Origin of the sequence: Methylophaga sp. UBA1464, from assembly GCF_002325665.1 — a bacterium.
In the GTDB taxonomy this organism is placed as follows: Bacteria; Pseudomonadota; Gammaproteobacteria; order Nitrosococcales; family Methylophagaceae; genus Methylophaga.
In genome coordinates, this window is sequence record NZ_DCSO01000080.1 from 13,861 (window position 1) to 29,672 (window position 15,812).

The 15,812-nt window shown below is 46.4% G+C and carries 18 protein-coding genes; 17 read left to right on the forward strand and 1 reads right to left on the reverse strand.

From position 1 onward, the window contains the following. Nucleotides 1–23: 23 nt before the first annotated feature. Nucleotides 24–1,088 carry a signal recognition particle-docking protein FtsY gene (ftsY, locus tag B3O33_RS10135; RefSeq protein ID WP_292361636.1) on the reverse strand — a complete coding sequence of 355 codons (1,065 nt, stop codon included), beginning with the start codon at nt 1,086–1,088 and terminating at the stop codon, nt 24–26. Nucleotides 1,089–1,151: 63 nt separating this feature from the next. On the opposite strand from ftsY, the gene B3O33_RS10140 reads away from it, so the two are divergent. The 17 genes from B3O33_RS10140 to B3O33_RS10220 all read left to right on the forward strand — a co-directional run. Beyond that, a complete protein-coding gene (locus tag B3O33_RS10140) occupies nt 1,152–2,513 on the forward strand; it encodes a M16 family metallopeptidase (protein ID WP_292361637.1) in 1,362 nt (453 codons plus the stop codon). Continuing rightward, complete coding sequence (locus B3O33_RS10145; RefSeq protein WP_292361638.1) at nt 2,503–3,804, forward strand: M16 family metallopeptidase; 1,302 nt, start codon at nt 2,503–2,505, stop codon at nt 3,802–3,804. Before B3O33_RS10140 ends, B3O33_RS10145 begins: the two co-directional genes overlap by 11 nt. Then, a complete protein-coding gene (rsmD, locus tag B3O33_RS10150) occupies nt 3,788–4,360 on the forward strand; it encodes a 16S rRNA (guanine(966)-N(2))-methyltransferase RsmD (RefSeq protein ID WP_292361639.1) in 573 nt (190 codons plus the stop codon). The genes B3O33_RS10145 and rsmD overlap by 17 nt, the downstream gene beginning before the upstream one ends. Nucleotides 4,361–4,369: 9 nt before the next feature. Next, nucleotides 4,370–4,858, forward strand: a complete 489-nt coding sequence (gene coaD / locus B3O33_RS10155; protein ID WP_292361640.1) for a pantetheine-phosphate adenylyltransferase — start codon at nt 4,370–4,372, stop codon at nt 4,856–4,858. A 58-nt stretch (nt 4,859–4,916) separates the two neighbouring features. Further along, nucleotides 4,917–5,171, forward strand: coding sequence for a YfhL family 4Fe-4S dicluster ferredoxin (locus B3O33_RS10160; RefSeq protein ID WP_292361641.1), 255 nt, complete (start codon nt 4,917–4,919; stop codon nt 5,169–5,171). Nucleotides 5,172–5,246: 75 nt separating this feature from the next. Further along, the gene (locus B3O33_RS10165; protein ID WP_292363534.1) at nt 5,247–5,633 is read left to right on the forward strand and encodes an H-NS family nucleoid-associated regulatory protein; all 387 of its coding nucleotides are present in this window, start codon (nt 5,247–5,249) and stop codon (nt 5,631–5,633) included. Between the two features lie 161 nt (nt 5,634–5,794). Continuing rightward, entirely contained in the window at nt 5,795–8,248 is a 2,454-nt protein-coding gene (gene leuS / locus B3O33_RS10170; RefSeq protein ID WP_292361643.1) for a leucine--tRNA ligase, read from the forward strand. A gap of 18 nt (nt 8,249–8,266) precedes the next feature. Continuing rightward, the gene (gene lptE / locus B3O33_RS10175) at nt 8,267–8,752 is read left to right on the forward strand and encodes an LPS assembly lipoprotein LptE (RefSeq protein ID WP_292361644.1); all 486 of its coding nucleotides are present in this window, start codon (nt 8,267–8,269) and stop codon (nt 8,750–8,752) included. Nucleotides 8,753–8,758: 6 nt separating this feature from the next. Further along, entirely contained in the window at nt 8,759–9,790 is a 1,032-nt protein-coding gene (holA, locus tag B3O33_RS10180) for a DNA polymerase III subunit delta (protein WP_292361645.1), read from the forward strand. Next, nucleotides 9,787–11,076 carry a glutamate-5-semialdehyde dehydrogenase gene (locus B3O33_RS10185; protein ID WP_414673288.1) on the forward strand — a complete coding sequence of 430 codons (1,290 nt, stop codon included), beginning with the start codon at nt 9,787–9,789 and terminating at the stop codon, nt 11,074–11,076. Before holA ends, B3O33_RS10185 begins: the two co-directional genes overlap by 4 nt. After that, a complete protein-coding gene (gene nadD / locus B3O33_RS10190; RefSeq protein ID WP_292361646.1) occupies nt 11,057–11,722 on the forward strand; it encodes a nicotinate-nucleotide adenylyltransferase in 666 nt (221 codons plus the stop codon). The genes B3O33_RS10185 and nadD overlap by 20 nt, the downstream gene beginning before the upstream one ends. Next, on the forward strand, nt 11,722–12,573 hold the full coding sequence (locus tag B3O33_RS10195; protein ID WP_292361647.1) for a YdcF family protein: 852 nt from the start codon (nt 11,722–11,724) through the stop codon (nt 12,571–12,573). The genes nadD and B3O33_RS10195 overlap by 1 nt, the downstream gene beginning before the upstream one ends. Before the next feature lie 33 nt (nt 12,574–12,606). Then, complete coding sequence (gene rsfS / locus B3O33_RS10200) at nt 12,607–12,963, forward strand: ribosome silencing factor (RefSeq protein WP_292361648.1); 357 nt, start codon at nt 12,607–12,609, stop codon at nt 12,961–12,963. Further along, entirely contained in the window at nt 12,960–13,430 is a 471-nt protein-coding gene (gene rlmH, locus B3O33_RS10205) for a 23S rRNA (pseudouridine(1915)-N(3))-methyltransferase RlmH (RefSeq protein WP_292361649.1), read from the forward strand. Before rsfS ends, rlmH begins: the two co-directional genes overlap by 4 nt. After that, a complete protein-coding gene (locus B3O33_RS10210) occupies nt 13,427–14,014 on the forward strand; it encodes a Maf family protein (RefSeq protein WP_292361650.1) in 588 nt (195 codons plus the stop codon). Before rlmH ends, B3O33_RS10210 begins: the two co-directional genes overlap by 4 nt. Next, nucleotides 14,004–15,476, forward strand: a complete 1,473-nt coding sequence (gene rng, locus B3O33_RS10215; RefSeq protein WP_292361651.1) for a ribonuclease G — start codon at nt 14,004–14,006, stop codon at nt 15,474–15,476. The genes B3O33_RS10210 and rng overlap by 11 nt, the downstream gene beginning before the upstream one ends. A 2-nt stretch (nt 15,477–15,478) precedes the next feature. Further along, on the forward strand, nt 15,479–15,812 hold a 334-nt coding region (locus tag B3O33_RS10220; protein ID WP_292363535.1), incomplete at its 3' end, for a hypothetical protein.

The following is a 15,812-nucleotide window of genomic DNA, read 5'->3' on the forward strand; positions in this document are numbered from 1 at the left end:
TTTATAAACCTGTTCAAAACGTATCATGGTGTGGTTTCACGACCCAGTAAGGCATCAACAAAATCTATTGCTTCAAAGCTTCTTAAATCATCAATCTGTTCACCGACACCGATATAGCGGATGGGCAGACCGATTTTCTTGGCAATCGCAAAAATGATCCCGCCTTTTGCCGTACCATCAAGTTTCGTCAGTGTAATACCGGTTAAGCCAATCGCCTGATTAAACTGTTCAGCTTGTGACAGGGCATTCTGCCCAGTACCGGCATCCAGCACCAGCATGATTTCATGCGGGGCATTGGTATCCAGTTTGGCCATCACTCTTTTTACTTTTTTAAGTTCTTCCATTAAATTGGATTGGGTGTGTAAACGGCCTGCCGTATCGGCAATTAAAATATCCATTTGTCGTGCTTTAGCAGCTTGCAATGCGTCAAAAATGACCGAGGCCGAATCGGCACCATTTTGCTGGGCAATTACCGGGATCTGATTGCGTTCGCCCCATACCTGTAACTGTTCCACCGCTGCAGCCCTAAAGGTGTCACCTGCCGCTAACATTACTTTTTTGCCCTGTAACTGGAATTGTTTGGCCAGTTTGCCAATAGTAGTCGTTTTTCCGACACCATTAATACCCACCATTAAAATGACAAATGGACTTGATGAGGGTGGAATCTGGAGTGGTTTGGATACCGGTTTGAGGATTTCGACCATATCCGCATGCATGGCGGCAAACAAGGCCTCAGGATCATTTAACTGTTTGCGGGCTACGCGTTGCGTTAAGTCATTAATGATTGTCTGCGTGGCTTCTATACCCAAATCAGCACTTAATAACTGGGTTTCCAATTCTTCAAGCAGATCGTCGTCAATGGTTTTTCTCCCCAGCACCAGATCAGCAAAACCCTCAGTCAGTTTTGAGCTGCTGCGACTCAGTCCCTGTTTAAGACGACCAAAAAAACTTGGTTTATCTGAAATGTCGGCAACTTGAGTATCTGCGCTAATTTCCGCATCATGTGCGGCTGACTGCTGATCAGTGAGCTTTGCAGGTTCGCTATTGTTTTCGCTGGGTTTGGCTTTTTTTCTGAGGAAACTAAACATATTCTCGGTTTGTCGTTAGTGTTCGATTAATAATCTTATCATGTCATCAATTGTGAGATGCAGATGCACAACTTAAAAAAACTTGTTTGGGCGCTGCTGGTAGTGCCTGTTATTGGCTTTGCACAAGTCAGTGAATATCAGCTGGACAATGGACTCAAGTTACTGGTCAAACCGGATAACAGAGCGCCTGTCGTGGTCTCTCAGGTCTGGTACAAAGTGGGTTCAAGTTACGAACACAATGGCATTACCGGTATTTCGCATATTCTTGAACACATGATGTTCAAGGGTACGGAGAATCTGGGCCCAAACGAGTTTTCACGCATTATTGCTGAAAATGGTGGCTCACAAAATGCCTTTACCGGACGTGACTACACCGCCTATTTTCAGACTTTGGAAAAAGAGCGACTGGAAATCAGTTTCCGCCTTGAAGCTGAAAGAATGCGCAAACTGATTATCGATGATGCTGAGTTGTTAAAGGAGAAGGAGGTGGTGGCCGAAGAGCGCCGCATGCGTACCGATGACAATCCTCGTTCGTTGTTACGTGAAGCCATGAATGCGATGGCTTTTATGAACAGTCCATATCATCACCCGGTGATTGGCTGGATGAACGATATCAATCATTACGATCCAGAGGATCTGCGCGAGTGGTATCAAATGTGGTACGCCCCTAATAACGCTACGGTTGTGGTCGTTGGGGATGTTGAGCCAGAAGCGGTTTACCAATTGGCTAAACAATATTTCGGCCCATTGCAACCTGAAGTGTTAGCGACGGTAAAACCTCAGGTTGAAATTCCCCAACGCGGTAAGCGGACTTTGGAATTGAAAGCACCTGCCGAATTACCTTATCTGATGATGGGCTGGAAAGTGCCTGTTGTCACCACAGCCATTGAGGACTGGGAGCCTTATGCATTAGACGTGCTGGCGGGCATTCTGGATGGTGGCGCCAGCAGTCGTTTCTCTCGCGAGCTGATTCGTGGGCAACAGGTTGCTGCAGGTGTCAGTGCCTATAACAGCGCGTTTTCCCGATTGGATGATATTTTCACTATTGCGGCAACGCCTGCACAGGGAAAAACGATTGAAGAGGTTAAACAGGCGGTGTTTGCACAACTGGATAAAGTCAAAACTGAGCCGGTCACCGAGGCGGAATTGCAACGGGTCAAAACGCAGGTGATCGCCAGCTCTGTTTACCAGCTCGACAGCGTATTTTATCAAGCCATGCAATTAGGTATGCTGGAAACTGTCGGATTGGACTGGCGGCTTGCTGATAGTTATCCCGATAAAATCAGTGAGATCACCGCTGAACAGGTACAGCAGGTTGCAGAAAAATATTTTATTGAAGACGGTCTGACCATTGCTGAATTAATTCCACTGCCATCAGACAATGCAACACCACGTCCTACCTCGGGAGATCCACATGCTCGTTAAGTTCATTGCCTCAATAGCGGGGCTCTTATTAGCTGGTTCAGCGATTGCCAGTCCACAAATAGAAAATTGGCAAACGGCTAACGGTACGCAGGTCTATTTTGTGGAAGCGAAACAGCTGCCGATGATGGATATTCGTCTGGTATTTGATGCAGGTGCTGCCCGGGATCCGAAAGGCGGAGTGGCCTTATTGACGAGCTCCATGCTTAACCAGGGCACACAGAATAAAGATACCGATGCAATTGCCACTGCGTTTGATGATGTAGGTGCTGAATTCAAGTCCGAATCTGAGCGGGACATGGCGGTATTGAGCCTGCGAACATTATCCAAGCCCGATGCATTAGAACCAGCGATTGAGACCTTTGTTGAAGTCATCAGTCAACCGACATTTCCCGAAGCGTCATTTGCCAGATTAATCAATCAGGTGAAAACCAGTTTGCAAAGTGAAAAGCAGTCACCTTCAGCTATCGCCGACCGTGCTTTTTATCAGCAATTATTTGGTGACCACCCTTATGCGGCCATGCCCATTGGAACTGAAACTTCGGTAAATGAAATAACCATTGCCGATTTGGAGCAGTTTTATAAGCAATATTATGTAGCCAGCAATGCGGTATTGGTCATTGTGGGGGATGCTGATAAAAATCAGGCAAAAGCTTTAGCAGAAACTATTTCTGCAAGTCTGCCTGCTGGAACAAAAGCAGCAGCTTTGCCTAAAGTCTCCCCTCTGGAAACAGCACAGGAAGTCCGTCTACCGTACCCTTCCAGTCAGACCACGATTTTGATGGGACAGCCAGGATTAACCCGCGATGATGCGGATTTTTTTCCATTATATGTAGGTAATCACATTCTGGGTGGCGGTGGACTCGTGTCTATTATCAGCGACGAAATTCGTGAAAAACGCGGTTTATCATACAGTGCCTACAGCTTCTTCCGGCCCATGCGTGAGGCCGGGACTTATCAGTTTGGTCTGCAAACCCGCAATGATCAGGCTGAGCATGCGCTGGAAGTATTGAAACAGACATTAGTGGATTTCGTTGAACAGGGGCCAACTGAAGAGCAGCTTATTGCTGCACAAAAAAATATCACCGGTGGCTTTGCTTTGCGTTTAGACAGCAACAGTAAAATTGCCGATTATCTGGCGATGATCGGTTTTTATAATTTGCCGCTGAATCATCTGGACACCTTTAATGAAAGAGTGGATGCGGTGACGATTGAACAGATTAAAGCCGCTTATAAAAAACGTATTCATCCACAAAAGATGGTCACCATTCTGGTAGGTGGCGAAGCTGAATAAATCTACACGTCAATCAGTACGTATTATTGGAGGTCAATGGCGTGGGAGGCGTTTGTCTTTCCCCGCCGTTGAAGGACTGAGGCCAACCTCAGATCGTATTCGGGAAACTTTGTTTAACTGGCTGCAACCGCATTTACCGGGCTCGGTTTGTCTCGACTTGTTCAGTGGCAGTGGTGCATTAGGTTTTGAGGCCGCCTCAAGAGGTGCAGACAAGGTCGATATGATTGAGCTGGATCTGCAAGCCTATAAACAGTTGCAGACCAATAAAGCAATGTTAACTGCTGAACAGTGTGCGTTATTCAGACAGCCTGCTCAGCAGTTTCTGAATCAATCAGCTGGGACCTACGATATTGTTTTTCTGGATCCACCATTTGAAGCGAATATCTGGTCTGAAATGGCTGATTTATTATCTCAGAGAAACCTTTTACATAAAGATAGTCTGGTGTATCTGGAATCTAATAAACATCAAAAAGTGAATCAGCTTCCAGATAATTGGCATTTAATTAAAGATAAACAAGCCGGTGATGTAAAATATTGCTTATTCGCAATGAAATAAGGTTTTGGCATGTCAATTATCGCCATTTATCCCGGTACCTTTGATCCTATTACACATGGACATATAGATTTGGTACAGCGTGCCAGTCGGTTATTTGAAAAAGTGATTGTTGCCGTCGCCGCAGATACAGGTAAAAAACCGGTTTTTTCAATAGAACAACGATTGGAATTAGCCAAAAAAACGTTAAATGAATTACCGAATGTGGAAATTACCAGTTTTGATGGTTTACTGGTTAATTATGCAATGCAGCGAAATGCTTCGGTAATCATTCGTGGTTTACGTGCCGTCTCAGATTTTGAATACGAAGTACAACTTGCCGCAATGAATCGTCGTTTACAAAGTGAAGTAGAAACTTTATTTCTGGCGCCGGCTGAACAATTTACCTTTATTTCTTCCAGCCTGGTCAGACAAATTGCCGCTTTAGGTGGTGATGTTTCACAATTTGTTGCCCCTTGTGTTCAGGAAGCGTTAAACAAGCAGCTGGCAGTGAAAAAGTAGTCGAGTTAAAATCTATCAGTTTCATTACCGTTTAATTAAAGAGTTATCGGAGTAAATCATGTCTCTGTTTATTACTGACGAATGCATTAACTGTGATGTATGCGAACCTGAATGCCCTAACGGCGCGATTTCGCAAGGTGAGGAGATTTATGAAATCGATCCTGCCTTATGCACAGAATGTGTAGGGCATTTTGATACGCCGCAATGTGTTGAAGTCTGTCCGGTTGATTGCATTCCGAAAGATCCTGATAACGTTGAAACACATGATCAACTTTATGCAAAATATAAAGTTTTAGTGGCAGTCGGGAATTAATAAAGTTTTCAAATAGACAAAGTAAGTAATACTGATATTATTCTGTTTTATATGTTTTAAATTAAAGGTAATGTGATGAGTACTTTATCTGCTTTGCAACTTGAAAAACTCTCCGAACAAGAATTACAAAAATTGATTAGTCAATCAAAAAAACAGATTAAAAAACTGAAAACCAAAAAAGTTGCGGAACTCAATAGTAAAGACAGCGATGTTGTCGCTGTTGCAGATGCCGTAAGAGCTTTGGCAAAAGATAAAAAAGTTACCCCTGCAGAAGCGCTTACAGCTGTTGCTAAAAATATGCGAGTAGGTTTGTCAGGCGCACGTAAGCCACGTGCTGAAAGTGCTGATAAATACCGTCATCCTCAAGATCCGCAAAAAACATGGAAAGGCTTTGGTAAGCGTCCATTATGGTTGGTTGAAGAATTAAATCGCGGGCGTAAGCTCGAAGAATTCAGAATCTAAGCAGAACATCATAGTGCAGTGTCATAACTGCACTTTAGTTTTTATAGCACTGGTTGCAGAAATCATTCCGCTGATGGTCTTTCAAGTATTCGGTGCTTTCGGCATTTCTGTCGCTGAGGTATCCTTCCACGTTTTCTGCACCATATTCACAAAGAGAACCCATGCAAGCTGATTATCGCCCAGATGTGATCGAAGCTGCTGCCCAAACGTGGTGGCAACAGCATCAAACTTTCCGTGCTTCAGAAGACACGAGCAAAGAAAAATTCTATTGCCTTTCCATGTTTCCCTATCCAAGTGGTCAATTGCACATGGGGCATGTTCGTAATTACACCATTGGCGATGTTATTTCCCGCTATCAGCGCATGCTGGGGAAAAATGTGCTGCAACCGATGGGCTGGGATGCATTCGGTTTACCCGCTGAAAATGCGGCGTTGAAACACCAGGTGCCACCCGCAGAATGGACTTATAAAAATATTGACTACATGCGTGCTCAGCTGCAACGTCTGGGGCTGGCGTATGACTGGGATCGTGAAATTGCCACCTGTAAACCGGATTATTACCGCTGGGAGCAATGGCTGTTTGTACGGTTATTCAAGAAAGGTCTGGTTTACAACAAAACAGCAGCGGTGAATTGGGATCCGGTCGATCAAACTGTTTTGGCTAATGAACAGGTGATTGATGGACGTGGCTGGCGTTCCGGTGCGTTAGTAGAACGTCGTGAAATTCCCCAGTGGTTTATGAAGATAACGGATTATGCAGAAGATTTGCGTGACGACTTGCAGCAGTTGTCTGGCTGGCCTGAGCAGGTCAAAACCATGCAGGCAAACTGGATTGGTCGCTCTGAAGGGTTAAAAATCACCTTTGCTGTCGCGGATAGCGAAGAAGATATTGAGGTGTATACCACACGTCCTGATACCCTGATGGGCGTGAGTTATCTGGCCATTGCGGCTGAACATCCATTAGCCTTGCGCATGGCTGAAACCAATGCGCAGTTGCAGCAGTTTATCGAAGAATGCAAGAAAACTGACACCACCGAAGCGGCATTGGAAACAGCTGAGAAAAAAGGCATGGCGACCGGCTTATCAGTCATTCATCCAGTCAGTGGTGAACGTATACCGGTCTGGGTCGCTAACTTTGTGTTAATGGGCTATGGAACCGGTGCGGTTATGTCGGTACCGGCACATGATCAACGTGATTTCGAATTTGCGCAGAAATACAGCTTACCGATCCGTCAGGTCATTGCACCTTTAGATGATACCAGTATCGATCTGCAGCAAGCTGCCTTCACGGAAAAGGGACGGTTAATTCAATCGGCACAATTCACCAGTTTAACTTCAGCAGAAGCCTTTGATGCCATCGCTGATGAATTAAGTAAGCAAAATAAAGGCGAGCGTCAGGTGAATTATCGTCTGCGTGATTGGGGTGTTTCCCGCCAACGATATTGGGGCACGCCTATTCCTGTCATTTATTGTGATAGCTGTGGTGCTGTACCTGTACCAGAAGCCGATTTACCGGTGTTATTGCCGGAAGATGTGGTAGTTGATGGTTCAGGTTCCCCCATCAAATCCATGCCGGAATTTTATCAGTGTGATTGTCCCGAATGTGGCAAGCCGGCACGTCGGGAAACGGATACTTTTGATACCTTTTTTGAATCTTCCTGGTATTACGCAAGATTCACCAGCGCGGATAATGATGAGGCAATGCTGGATCAGCGTGCAGATTACTGGTTACCGGTTGATCAATACATCGGTGGTATTGAGCATGCTGTATTACATTTACTTTATGCGCGCTTTTTCCATAAATTATTGCGTGATGAAGGACTGGTGAGTGGTGATGAGCCATTCAAAAACCTGCTCACTCAAGGCATGGTGCTGAAAGACGGCGCCAAAATGTCCAAATCAAAAGGCAATACAGTCGATCCGCAAGCGCTGATTGATGAATATGGTGCTGATACCGCTCGCTTGTTTATGATGTTTGCTGCGCCACCTGAAATGTCCCTGGAGTGGTCTGATAATGCGGTGGAAGGTGCCAATCGTTTTCTCAAGCGGTTGTGGCGTAGTGTGCATGAACACGCAGAGGCTGGCGTAGTAAAAAATAAAAAGTTAACGGATTTATCAGAAGCCGCTACAGATCTGCGTCGTCTGGCCCATCAAACTCTGACGAAAGTGTCAGATGATTTGGGGCGGCGTCATACTTTTAATACCGCGATTGCGGCGATAATGGAACTGATGAATGCATTAGCTCGATTTACAGAGCAAAATGAACAAGCGCGTGCCGTCCGTCAGGAAGTACTGGAACTTGTCGTATTGATGCTGGCCCCGATTACGCCTCATATCTGTCATGCACTGTGGAGCCTGCTGGGTCAGGATAATGCGGTAATTGATGCAGACTGGCCCCAGGTCGATAATGATGCTTTAAAGCAGGACAAAATCGAGCTGATGATTCAGGTCAATGGTAAGCTACGTTCTAAATTAATGGTTGATGTAAATGCCCAGCAAGCTGATATCGAGCCCCTTGCCCTCGCAGATGAAAATGTTCAGCGTTATATTGATGGCAAAACGATTCGAAAAGTCATTCTGGTGCCTGGCAGGCTGATCAATATCGTTGTCGGCTGATAAACAAAGGAAACAATGATGTTGAAGAAACTGGTTATTGCTGTCTTATGTACGATGGTGGCCGCCTGTGGTTTTCAGTTGCGTGGTGCAGCCGACCTGCCGGAAAGTATTCAGACCATGCACATTCAGGGCATTAGTATGCGTGAAGGTTTAGGCTTGGAACTTAAACGTACTTTGAGACGTAACGGTATCAATGTCATTGATGATTACAGTGAAGGCGCAGCAGTATTAAGCTTCCTGAAAAACCGCTATGAACGACGTGTTTTATCCGTTGGGGGCAATGCCAAAGTCAGTGAATATGAACTGATTTTAGAAGTGACCTTTCAGTTGACAGATAAGCAACAGAATAAATTAATCGACAATGAAAGTTTAGAAGCCCGGCGTGATTATCAGTTTGACCAGGAACAGGTTTTAGGGCGCGATGGAGAAGAGCGTTTATTGCGTGAAGAAATGGACAAACAGGTCAGTCAGGCGATTCTCCGCCGTTTAGCCGCACTGGATTAAAAACTGATGCGAGTAAAGGCAGAACAGCTAAGCTCACAATTACAAAATACGTTACCGGTCATCAGTGTGGTTTTTGGTGATGAAGCATTGTTGGTGGAAGAAACGGCGGATCAGATCCGTCATCAGGCCAAAGCACAGGGTATTGCCGAGAGACAGGTCTGGCATGCTGATGCACGGTTTGACTGGTCAAAGCTCAGATTCGCTGACGACAGTTTATCTTTGTTTGCTTCGCAAAAGCTGGTTGAAATCAGGTTGCCTTCAGCCGCTCCGGGCAAAGAGGGCGGCGAGTTTCTAAGAAAATTTGCCGAGCAACCTGCGGCTGACACTTTTCTGTTATTGATTACTGGAAAGTTATCGCCACAACAGCAAAAAGCCAAATGGTTTACGGCACTTGAACGGGCGGGAATCAGTGTACCTGTATGGCCGGTCAGTTTGGATATGTTGCCTCGCTGGATTCAACAGCGGATGCGCCAGAAAGGTTTGCAGGCAAACCCTTCAGTCGCCACGATGCTTGCTGAAAGGACCGAGGGCAATTTATTCGCCGCTGCCCAGGAAATCGATAAACTTGTTTTACTGAGTCCGGATGGGCAGGTCGATGAACAGTTGCTGATAGAAAGCGTTGCCGACAGTGCTCGATTTGAAGCATTTTCCCTGATGGATGCTGTCTACGCTGGTCAGGCTGCAAAAATTCCTCGTATGTTGAGGATGTTGCAGGCAGAAGGGAATGATGTATTAGCTGTATTTTCGGCGGTATCCTGGTCGTTACATCGGATGATAGATATGGCGGATCAGATTGAAAACGGCGCACAAGCTGCACAGGTTTTTGCCAGCCAAAAACCACCGATCTGGGATAAGGCAAGACCGCTGATTCAATCGGGATTACGTCGACACACTTCGGCAAAATGGCGAGCATTTCTACCGCAAATGGCAGCCATTGATAGAGCTGCAAAAGGTGGCGGTAATGATAATGCCTGGCGAATGCTGACAACCCTGTGTTTGCAAGTTGCCGGCGTGTCAATGCAATTGCAGCAAACATGAAAGCGGAACTATTAGCAGAGGAGAGTGCTGTGGACGTTGCAGCCTATATGCAGAAACTGGGTCAACAGGCTCGTGAAGCCAGCCGGGTCCTGGCCCGTGCGACAACTAACAGTAAAAATGCTGCGTTATTGGCGATGGCCAATGCCATTCGTAGCCAGGCTGAGACTCTGAAGTCAGCCAATCAGCAAGATTTAGTGGCGGGCAAGGCAAAAGGGCTGGATGCCGCTATGCTGGATCGCTTGACATTGACCGATGTTCGAATCGAATCAATGGCAGAAGGACTTGAGCAGATTGCTGCTCTGGCTGATCCGATTGGTGAGATCAGTGATATGCGTTATCGTCCTTCAGGTATTCAACTCGGTCAAATGCGTGTGCCGCTTGGAGTGATCGGCATTATTTACGAATCACGGCCTAACGTGACTGCGGATGCTGCCGGGTTATGTCTAAAGTCCGGTAATGCCACTATTTTGCGTGGTGGCAGTGAAGCCATACATTCGAATCAGGCCATTGCCGTCTGCATTCATCAAGGCTTACAAGAGGCCGGCTTGCCAGTGACCGCGGTGCAGGTAGTGGAAACCACTGATCGTGAGGCCGTCGCCCAGTTAATCACAATGCCGGCTTATGTGGATGTTATCGTGCCACGTGGTGGCAAAAATCTGATTGAACGTATCAGTAACGATGCTCGTGTACCTGTTATCAAACATCTGGACGGGATTTGCCATGTGTATGTTGACGTTGAAGCAGACCTTGCCATGGCAGAAGAAATTGCCTTTAACGCCAAATGTCATCGTTATGGTGTTTGTAATGCGATGGAGACGTTATTGGTTCATGCCGGTGTTGCCACTCGCTTTTTACCTGAAATGGCCGAACGGTTTATGAAAGAAGGTGTGGAATTACGTGGTTGTAACGAGACTTTGAGTATTTTGCCAAACATTAATTCAGCCATGGATGCAGACTGGGACACTGAATATCTGGCACCGATTCTTTCCATTAAGGTTGTGCAGGATGTCGATGCCGCAATGTTGCATATCTATCAGCATAGTTCAGCGCATACCGAGACAATTGTGACGCAAAATTATGATACCGCCCGACGTTTCCTGCAGGAAGTTGATTCCAGCTCGGTGCTGGTCAATGCTTCAACACGATTTGCCGATGGATTTGAATATGGGCTCGGAGCAGAAATCGGTATTTCCACCGATAAATTGCATGCCCGTGGTCCAGTAGGGTTAAATGGTTTGACATCACAAAAATGGATAGTGTTCGGTAGTGGTCAAGTCAGAAAATAAATCCGATGCGATTGGTATTTTAGGCGGTACGTTTGATCCGGTACATTTCGGACATTTACGTTCGGCTTTGGAAGTTTGCCAGCAGCTCAGTCTGAATCATGTGCGTCTGATTCCCTGTGCGGTGCCGCCACATCGGCAGGCGACAATGGCCAGTGCAGAAGTCCGGCGTTTAATGCTGGAACTGGCAGTCAAATCTGTTGAGCAATTAATTGTTGATGATCGTGAACTGCAACGAGATGGCCCTTCATTCACGGTGGATACTTTACTTAGCTTGCGTGAAGAGCTTCCGCATACCCCATTGTTTCTTATATTGGGAACAGATGCTTTTCGTGGTTTAGCGAGTTGGTCCCGTTGGCAGCAGATTTTGCCGCTGGCACATATCGTTGTCGTCCAACGCCCGGAGGAAACTCTGGATTTGCCGGGAGAACTGCAAAACTGCTACGTGCACAACCTGGCTCAAGCAGCAGACCGTCAACTTCTGGCAGGCAAAATCTGGCCACTGACCGTGACACCACTGGCGATTTCTGCCACGCAAATCCGTAAAGATTTAGTGGCCGGTCATCCTGTCAACTTTCTGCTCCCTGAATCGGTGATAGCGGTGATTGAACAATTAGGTCTGTACCGTTCAAATGTCAGCATTAATTGATGGATCAGTTATTCTTTGTTATTTCTAAATTGGCTTGGGCCGTGCTTAGTCCGGTAATGCTGCTGAATATACTGTTGGTGTTCGGCACATTGTTGCTGATTTTGGGTTATCGAAGAATTGCTTTGCGATTTCTGTTTCCAGCGATGTTGTTCAGTTTAAGCCTGATGTTATTACCGGTCGGCGACTGGTTAATCTATCCATTAGAAGCCCGTATCAGCCAACCACTACAGCTACCCGATGATATCGATGGCATTATTGTTCTGGGTGGTGGTGAAGATATAAAAAGCACGATCAGCTGGCAGCAGCCACAGGTAGGACAAGCCAGTGATCGTTACTTTGGTGCGGCCTATTTAGCCGCACGTTATCCAGGTAGTCCGGTTATTTTCACCGGTGGTCATAATTTACTTTTTTTTGATGCAGGCACAACACCTGCGCAGCTGAGTCATCAGTTGCTGACGATGGTAGGGATTGATGAAAAGCGGCTGATTATTGAGTCTCAGTCACGCAATACGTATGAAAATTTTCAGATGTTAAAAACGGTATTACCCCAACGGCATGGTCAGTATCTGTTGGTTACCTCGGCTTATCACATGCCACGATCAATCGGTATTGCAAAAAAACAAGGCATTAATGTGTTGCCCTATCCGGTCGATTATCGGAGCCAGACAGGGGATTCACGTCGATTAGATTTCGCTGTGTTTGACCAATTGGAAAAACTTGAGCCGGCCTGGCGTGAGTGGGTTGGGCTGACAGCCTATTTTGTAGCCGGAAAAACCAGTCAATGGTTTCCGGCAATGCAGACAGGCGGCTTGAATGAATCAGCCACAGACGCACAGGTCGACATACGTTAAACTTAATCTACAAATTTATTTATTGGAGTGCCCATGAAGGCAGAACAACTGAAATTATTAGTAATAGATGCACTGGAAGATATTAAAGCGGAAGATATTACCGTGCTGGATGTGACCGGTATGACCGATGTCACCGATGTGATGATAATCGCCACCGGTAAATCTACCAGGCAGGTAAAAGCTCTGGCTAACGAGGTGTCAGCTCAGGCAAAAGCCGCCGGTGTACAACCACTGGGGATGGAAGGGGAAGACATTGGTGAGTGGGCATTGGTTGATTTGGGCGATGTGATCGCGCATATCATGACCCCGCAAACCAGAGCGATCTACAATCTGGAAAAGTTATGGTCTGTCGCTGAAGTCACGCAAAGTGCTTCGGCTGATGGTGAATGAAACTGAATTTGCTCGCTGTTGGCCAGAAGATGCCACAGTGGGTAACCGAGGGGTATAACGAATATTCCCGGCGAATGCCACGTGAATGCCAGCTTGTTTTGCAGGAAATTGCACCTGCAAAACGAGGTAAGTCCGGTAGTGTGGGTCAATGGATGCAGGAAGAAGGCAAACGGATAATGACTGCCTTACCTGAAAATGATCACGTTGTTGCGCTGGAAGTTGGCGGTCGTAACTGGTCGACAGAACAGTTAGCAGATCAATTGAAAAACTGGCAAGCCTCTGGGCGTGATGTCAGTTTATTGATTGGTGGTCCTGACGGTCTGGCCCGTGAATGTCAACAGCGTGCCGATCAACATTGGTCACTATCGAGTTTGACGTTGCCTCATCCCTTAGTACGTATCATGGTTGCAGAGCAGCTCTATCGGGCCTGGACGGTTCTGCAAAATCATCCCTATCATCGCGCATGAACTTTCCCGCAGTTTATCTGGCATCTGCTTCGCCTCGCCGCAGAGAACTCCTGACACAAATCGGGGTCGATTTTTCAGTACTGAATGTTGCTGTTGATGAATCCGTTTTAACGGCAGAATTGCCTTCGGCTTACGTCAGACGCATTGCCCTGGCAAAAGCGCGTGCTGGCTGGCAAACATTACAAGCTGACTGGCGTCCGGTAATTGGCGCAGATACTGCTGTGGTATTGCCTTCACAGGATATTCTTGGCAAGCCTGAAAGCCCGCAACAGGCCAGAGAGTTTTTATCGCAATTATCCGGTATCGAGCATCAGGTCATGAGTGCTGTAGCGATCGTCTGGCAACAGCAGAAATGGTTAAGTCTGCAGGTGAGTCAAGTGCGTTTTAAAACGCTGACCGCTGCTGAAATTGAGTGGTATGTTGACACTGGCGAAGGTAAAGATAAGGCAGGAGGATATGCTGTTCAAGGCTTAGCTGCTATGTTTATTGAAAATATCAACGGTAGTTATTCCGGCGTGATGGGGCTGCCTCTATTTGAAACCCGTCAGCTTTTACAACAGGTAGATAGTGTTCATGAGCAGTGAAATTCTGATTAATGTTACGCCAAGCGAAACCCGTGCAGCTGTGGTGGAAAACGGGGTATTGCAGGAAGTCTTCATTGAACGTAATGAACATCGTGGTCTGGTTGGTAATATTTACAAAGGAAAAGTCTGTCGCGTGTTACCTGGTATGCAGGCCGCTTTTGTCGAAATCGGTTTATCGCGTGCAGCGTTTTTGCATGCTTCTGATATTTCGATCCCCAAGGGACAATCTGGTGATTTAAAAGAAGCGCCGCGTATTACTCCGCCGATTACCAGCCTGTTACGTGAAGGTGATGAACTGTTAGTGCAGGTCATCAAAGATCCGATGGGCAGTAAAGGGGCGCGTTTAACCACGCAATTATCGGCCTCGTCACGCTATTTGGTCTATATGCCAGAAGCAGAAGGCATTGGTATATCCCTGAAAATTGAAGGGGAAGCAGAGCGGGAGCGACTGAAACACTGTTTATCCGAACTGTTGGCTGAACAGCAGGGTGGTTATATTCTGCGAACAGCAGCAGAAGGAGTGAGCGATGCAGAGTTAAGCACCGATCTGGAATTTTTGCATCGCCTGTGGGGAAAATTACGTCAGCGGGTAGCAACAACTCAATGCGGTGAAGCCCTGTACCAGGATTTACCGTTAACCTTAAGAGCTCTGCGCGACCTCTTTTCACCGGAAATTGAACGTATTCGAATTGATGCTGCTGAAACCTTCAGAGAGGCACAGCAATTTGCAGAAAGCTTTATGCCTGAGTGTGTCGTCAGATTGGAGCATTATCGGGGCGACCGTCCTTTATTTGATTTATTTGGCGTAGAAGATGAGATTCAGAAGGCGCTTGATCGTAAGGTGCCTTTGAAATCAGGTGGTTATGTGATATTCGATCAAACCGAAGCGATGACCACGGTTGATGTGAACACCGGCGGTTTTGTTGGCCATAAAAATCTCGAAGAAACCATCTTTAAAACCAATCTGGAGGCGGCACAGGCCATAGCCCGGCAGTTACGGGTTCGTAACCTGGGCGGCATTATCATTATTGATTTTATTGATATGGAAGAAATCAGCCACCGCGATCAGGTATTACGGACGCTGGAAAAAGCCATGCAGCTGGATCGCGCCAAACATAATATCTGCGCTGTTTCAGAGCTTGGGCTGGTTGAAATGACTCGTAAACGCACCCGTGAAAGTCTTGGACATATCCTCTGTGAACCCTGTCCATGTTGCGATGGACGTGGATATACCAAAAACGTTGAAACGGTTTGCTATGAAATTTTTCGTGAAATCCTGCGTGAGTCTCGTCAGTATGAGTCCAAACAGTTTCTGGTGCTGGCCTCTCAGGATGTGATTGATCGACTTAATGATGAAGATTCCACTAAAGTCGCGGAATTAGAACAGTTTATTGGTAAGCCGATTCTGTTTCAATGTGAGCCTCAGTATGGTCGTGAACAATTTAACGTGGTGTTGATGTAGCCATGCCGCTATTTCATCGTAGCCTGCGTATCGCTGGCAGACAAATTACCAATATTACGGCCTTGATTGTGGTAGTAATGCTGATGGCACTGGGGCTGGCTTACTGGTTATCCAGTGCAATAGCGGATCGTAAAGACGAAATTGCCGCCTGGGCCAGTGAAAAAACCGGCTATCCGATTCAGATCGGGGAAGCGGGACTCTACTGGTTCGATCTGTTTCCCAAACTGATGGTGACTGATATTGCTGTGATGCAGGTTAAACCTGATATCGGTGAATTGTTTGTTGCTGATGAGCTATACATTGGTCTGGATCTGATTGCGAGTCTGCAACAACGGC

Bases quoted from the DNA above. Each gene is read 5' to 3' on its own strand.
- B3O33_RS10165 (WP_292363534.1), top strand. From the start codon at position 5,247: ATGAGTACTTTATCTGCTTTGCAACTTGAAAAACTCTCCGAACAAGAA.
- B3O33_RS10140 (WP_292361637.1), top strand. From the start codon at position 1,152: ATGCACAACTTAAAAAAACTTGTTTGGGCGCTGCTGGTAGTGCCTGTT.
- B3O33_RS10195 (WP_292361647.1), top strand. From the start codon at position 11,722: ATGGATCAGTTATTCTTTGTTATTTCTAAATTGGCTTGGGCCGTGCTT.
- coaD (WP_292361640.1), top strand. From the start codon at position 4,370: ATGTCAATTATCGCCATTTATCCCGGTACCTTTGATCCTATTACACAT.
- rng (WP_292361651.1), top strand. From the start codon at position 14,004: ATGAGCAGTGAAATTCTGATTAATGTTACGCCAAGCGAAACCCGTGCA.
- ftsY (WP_292361636.1), bottom strand. From the start codon at position 1,088: ATGTTTAGTTTCCTCAGAAAAAAAGCCAAACCCAGCGAAAACAATAGC.
- B3O33_RS10210 (WP_292361650.1), top strand. From the start codon at position 13,427: ATGAACTTTCCCGCAGTTTATCTGGCATCTGCTTCGCCTCGCCGCAGA.
- rlmH (WP_292361649.1), top strand. From the start codon at position 12,960: ATGAAACTGAATTTGCTCGCTGTTGGCCAGAAGATGCCACAGTGGGTA.
- B3O33_RS10185 (WP_414673288.1), top strand. From the start codon at position 9,787: ATGAAAGCGGAACTATTAGCAGAGGAGAGTGCTGTGGACGTTGCAGCC.
- lptE (WP_292361644.1), top strand. From the start codon at position 8,267: ATGTTGAAGAAACTGGTTATTGCTGTCTTATGTACGATGGTGGCCGCC.
- leuS (WP_292361643.1), top strand. From the start codon at position 5,795: ATGCAAGCTGATTATCGCCCAGATGTGATCGAAGCTGCTGCCCAAACG.
- B3O33_RS10160 (WP_292361641.1), top strand. From the start codon at position 4,917: ATGTCTCTGTTTATTACTGACGAATGCATTAACTGTGATGTATGCGAA.
- B3O33_RS10145 (WP_292361638.1), top strand. From the start codon at position 2,503: ATGCTCGTTAAGTTCATTGCCTCAATAGCGGGGCTCTTATTAGCTGGT.
- rsfS (WP_292361648.1), top strand. From the start codon at position 12,607: ATGAAGGCAGAACAACTGAAATTATTAGTAATAGATGCACTGGAAGAT.
- holA (WP_292361645.1), top strand. From the start codon at position 8,759: ATGCGAGTAAAGGCAGAACAGCTAAGCTCACAATTACAAAATACGTTA.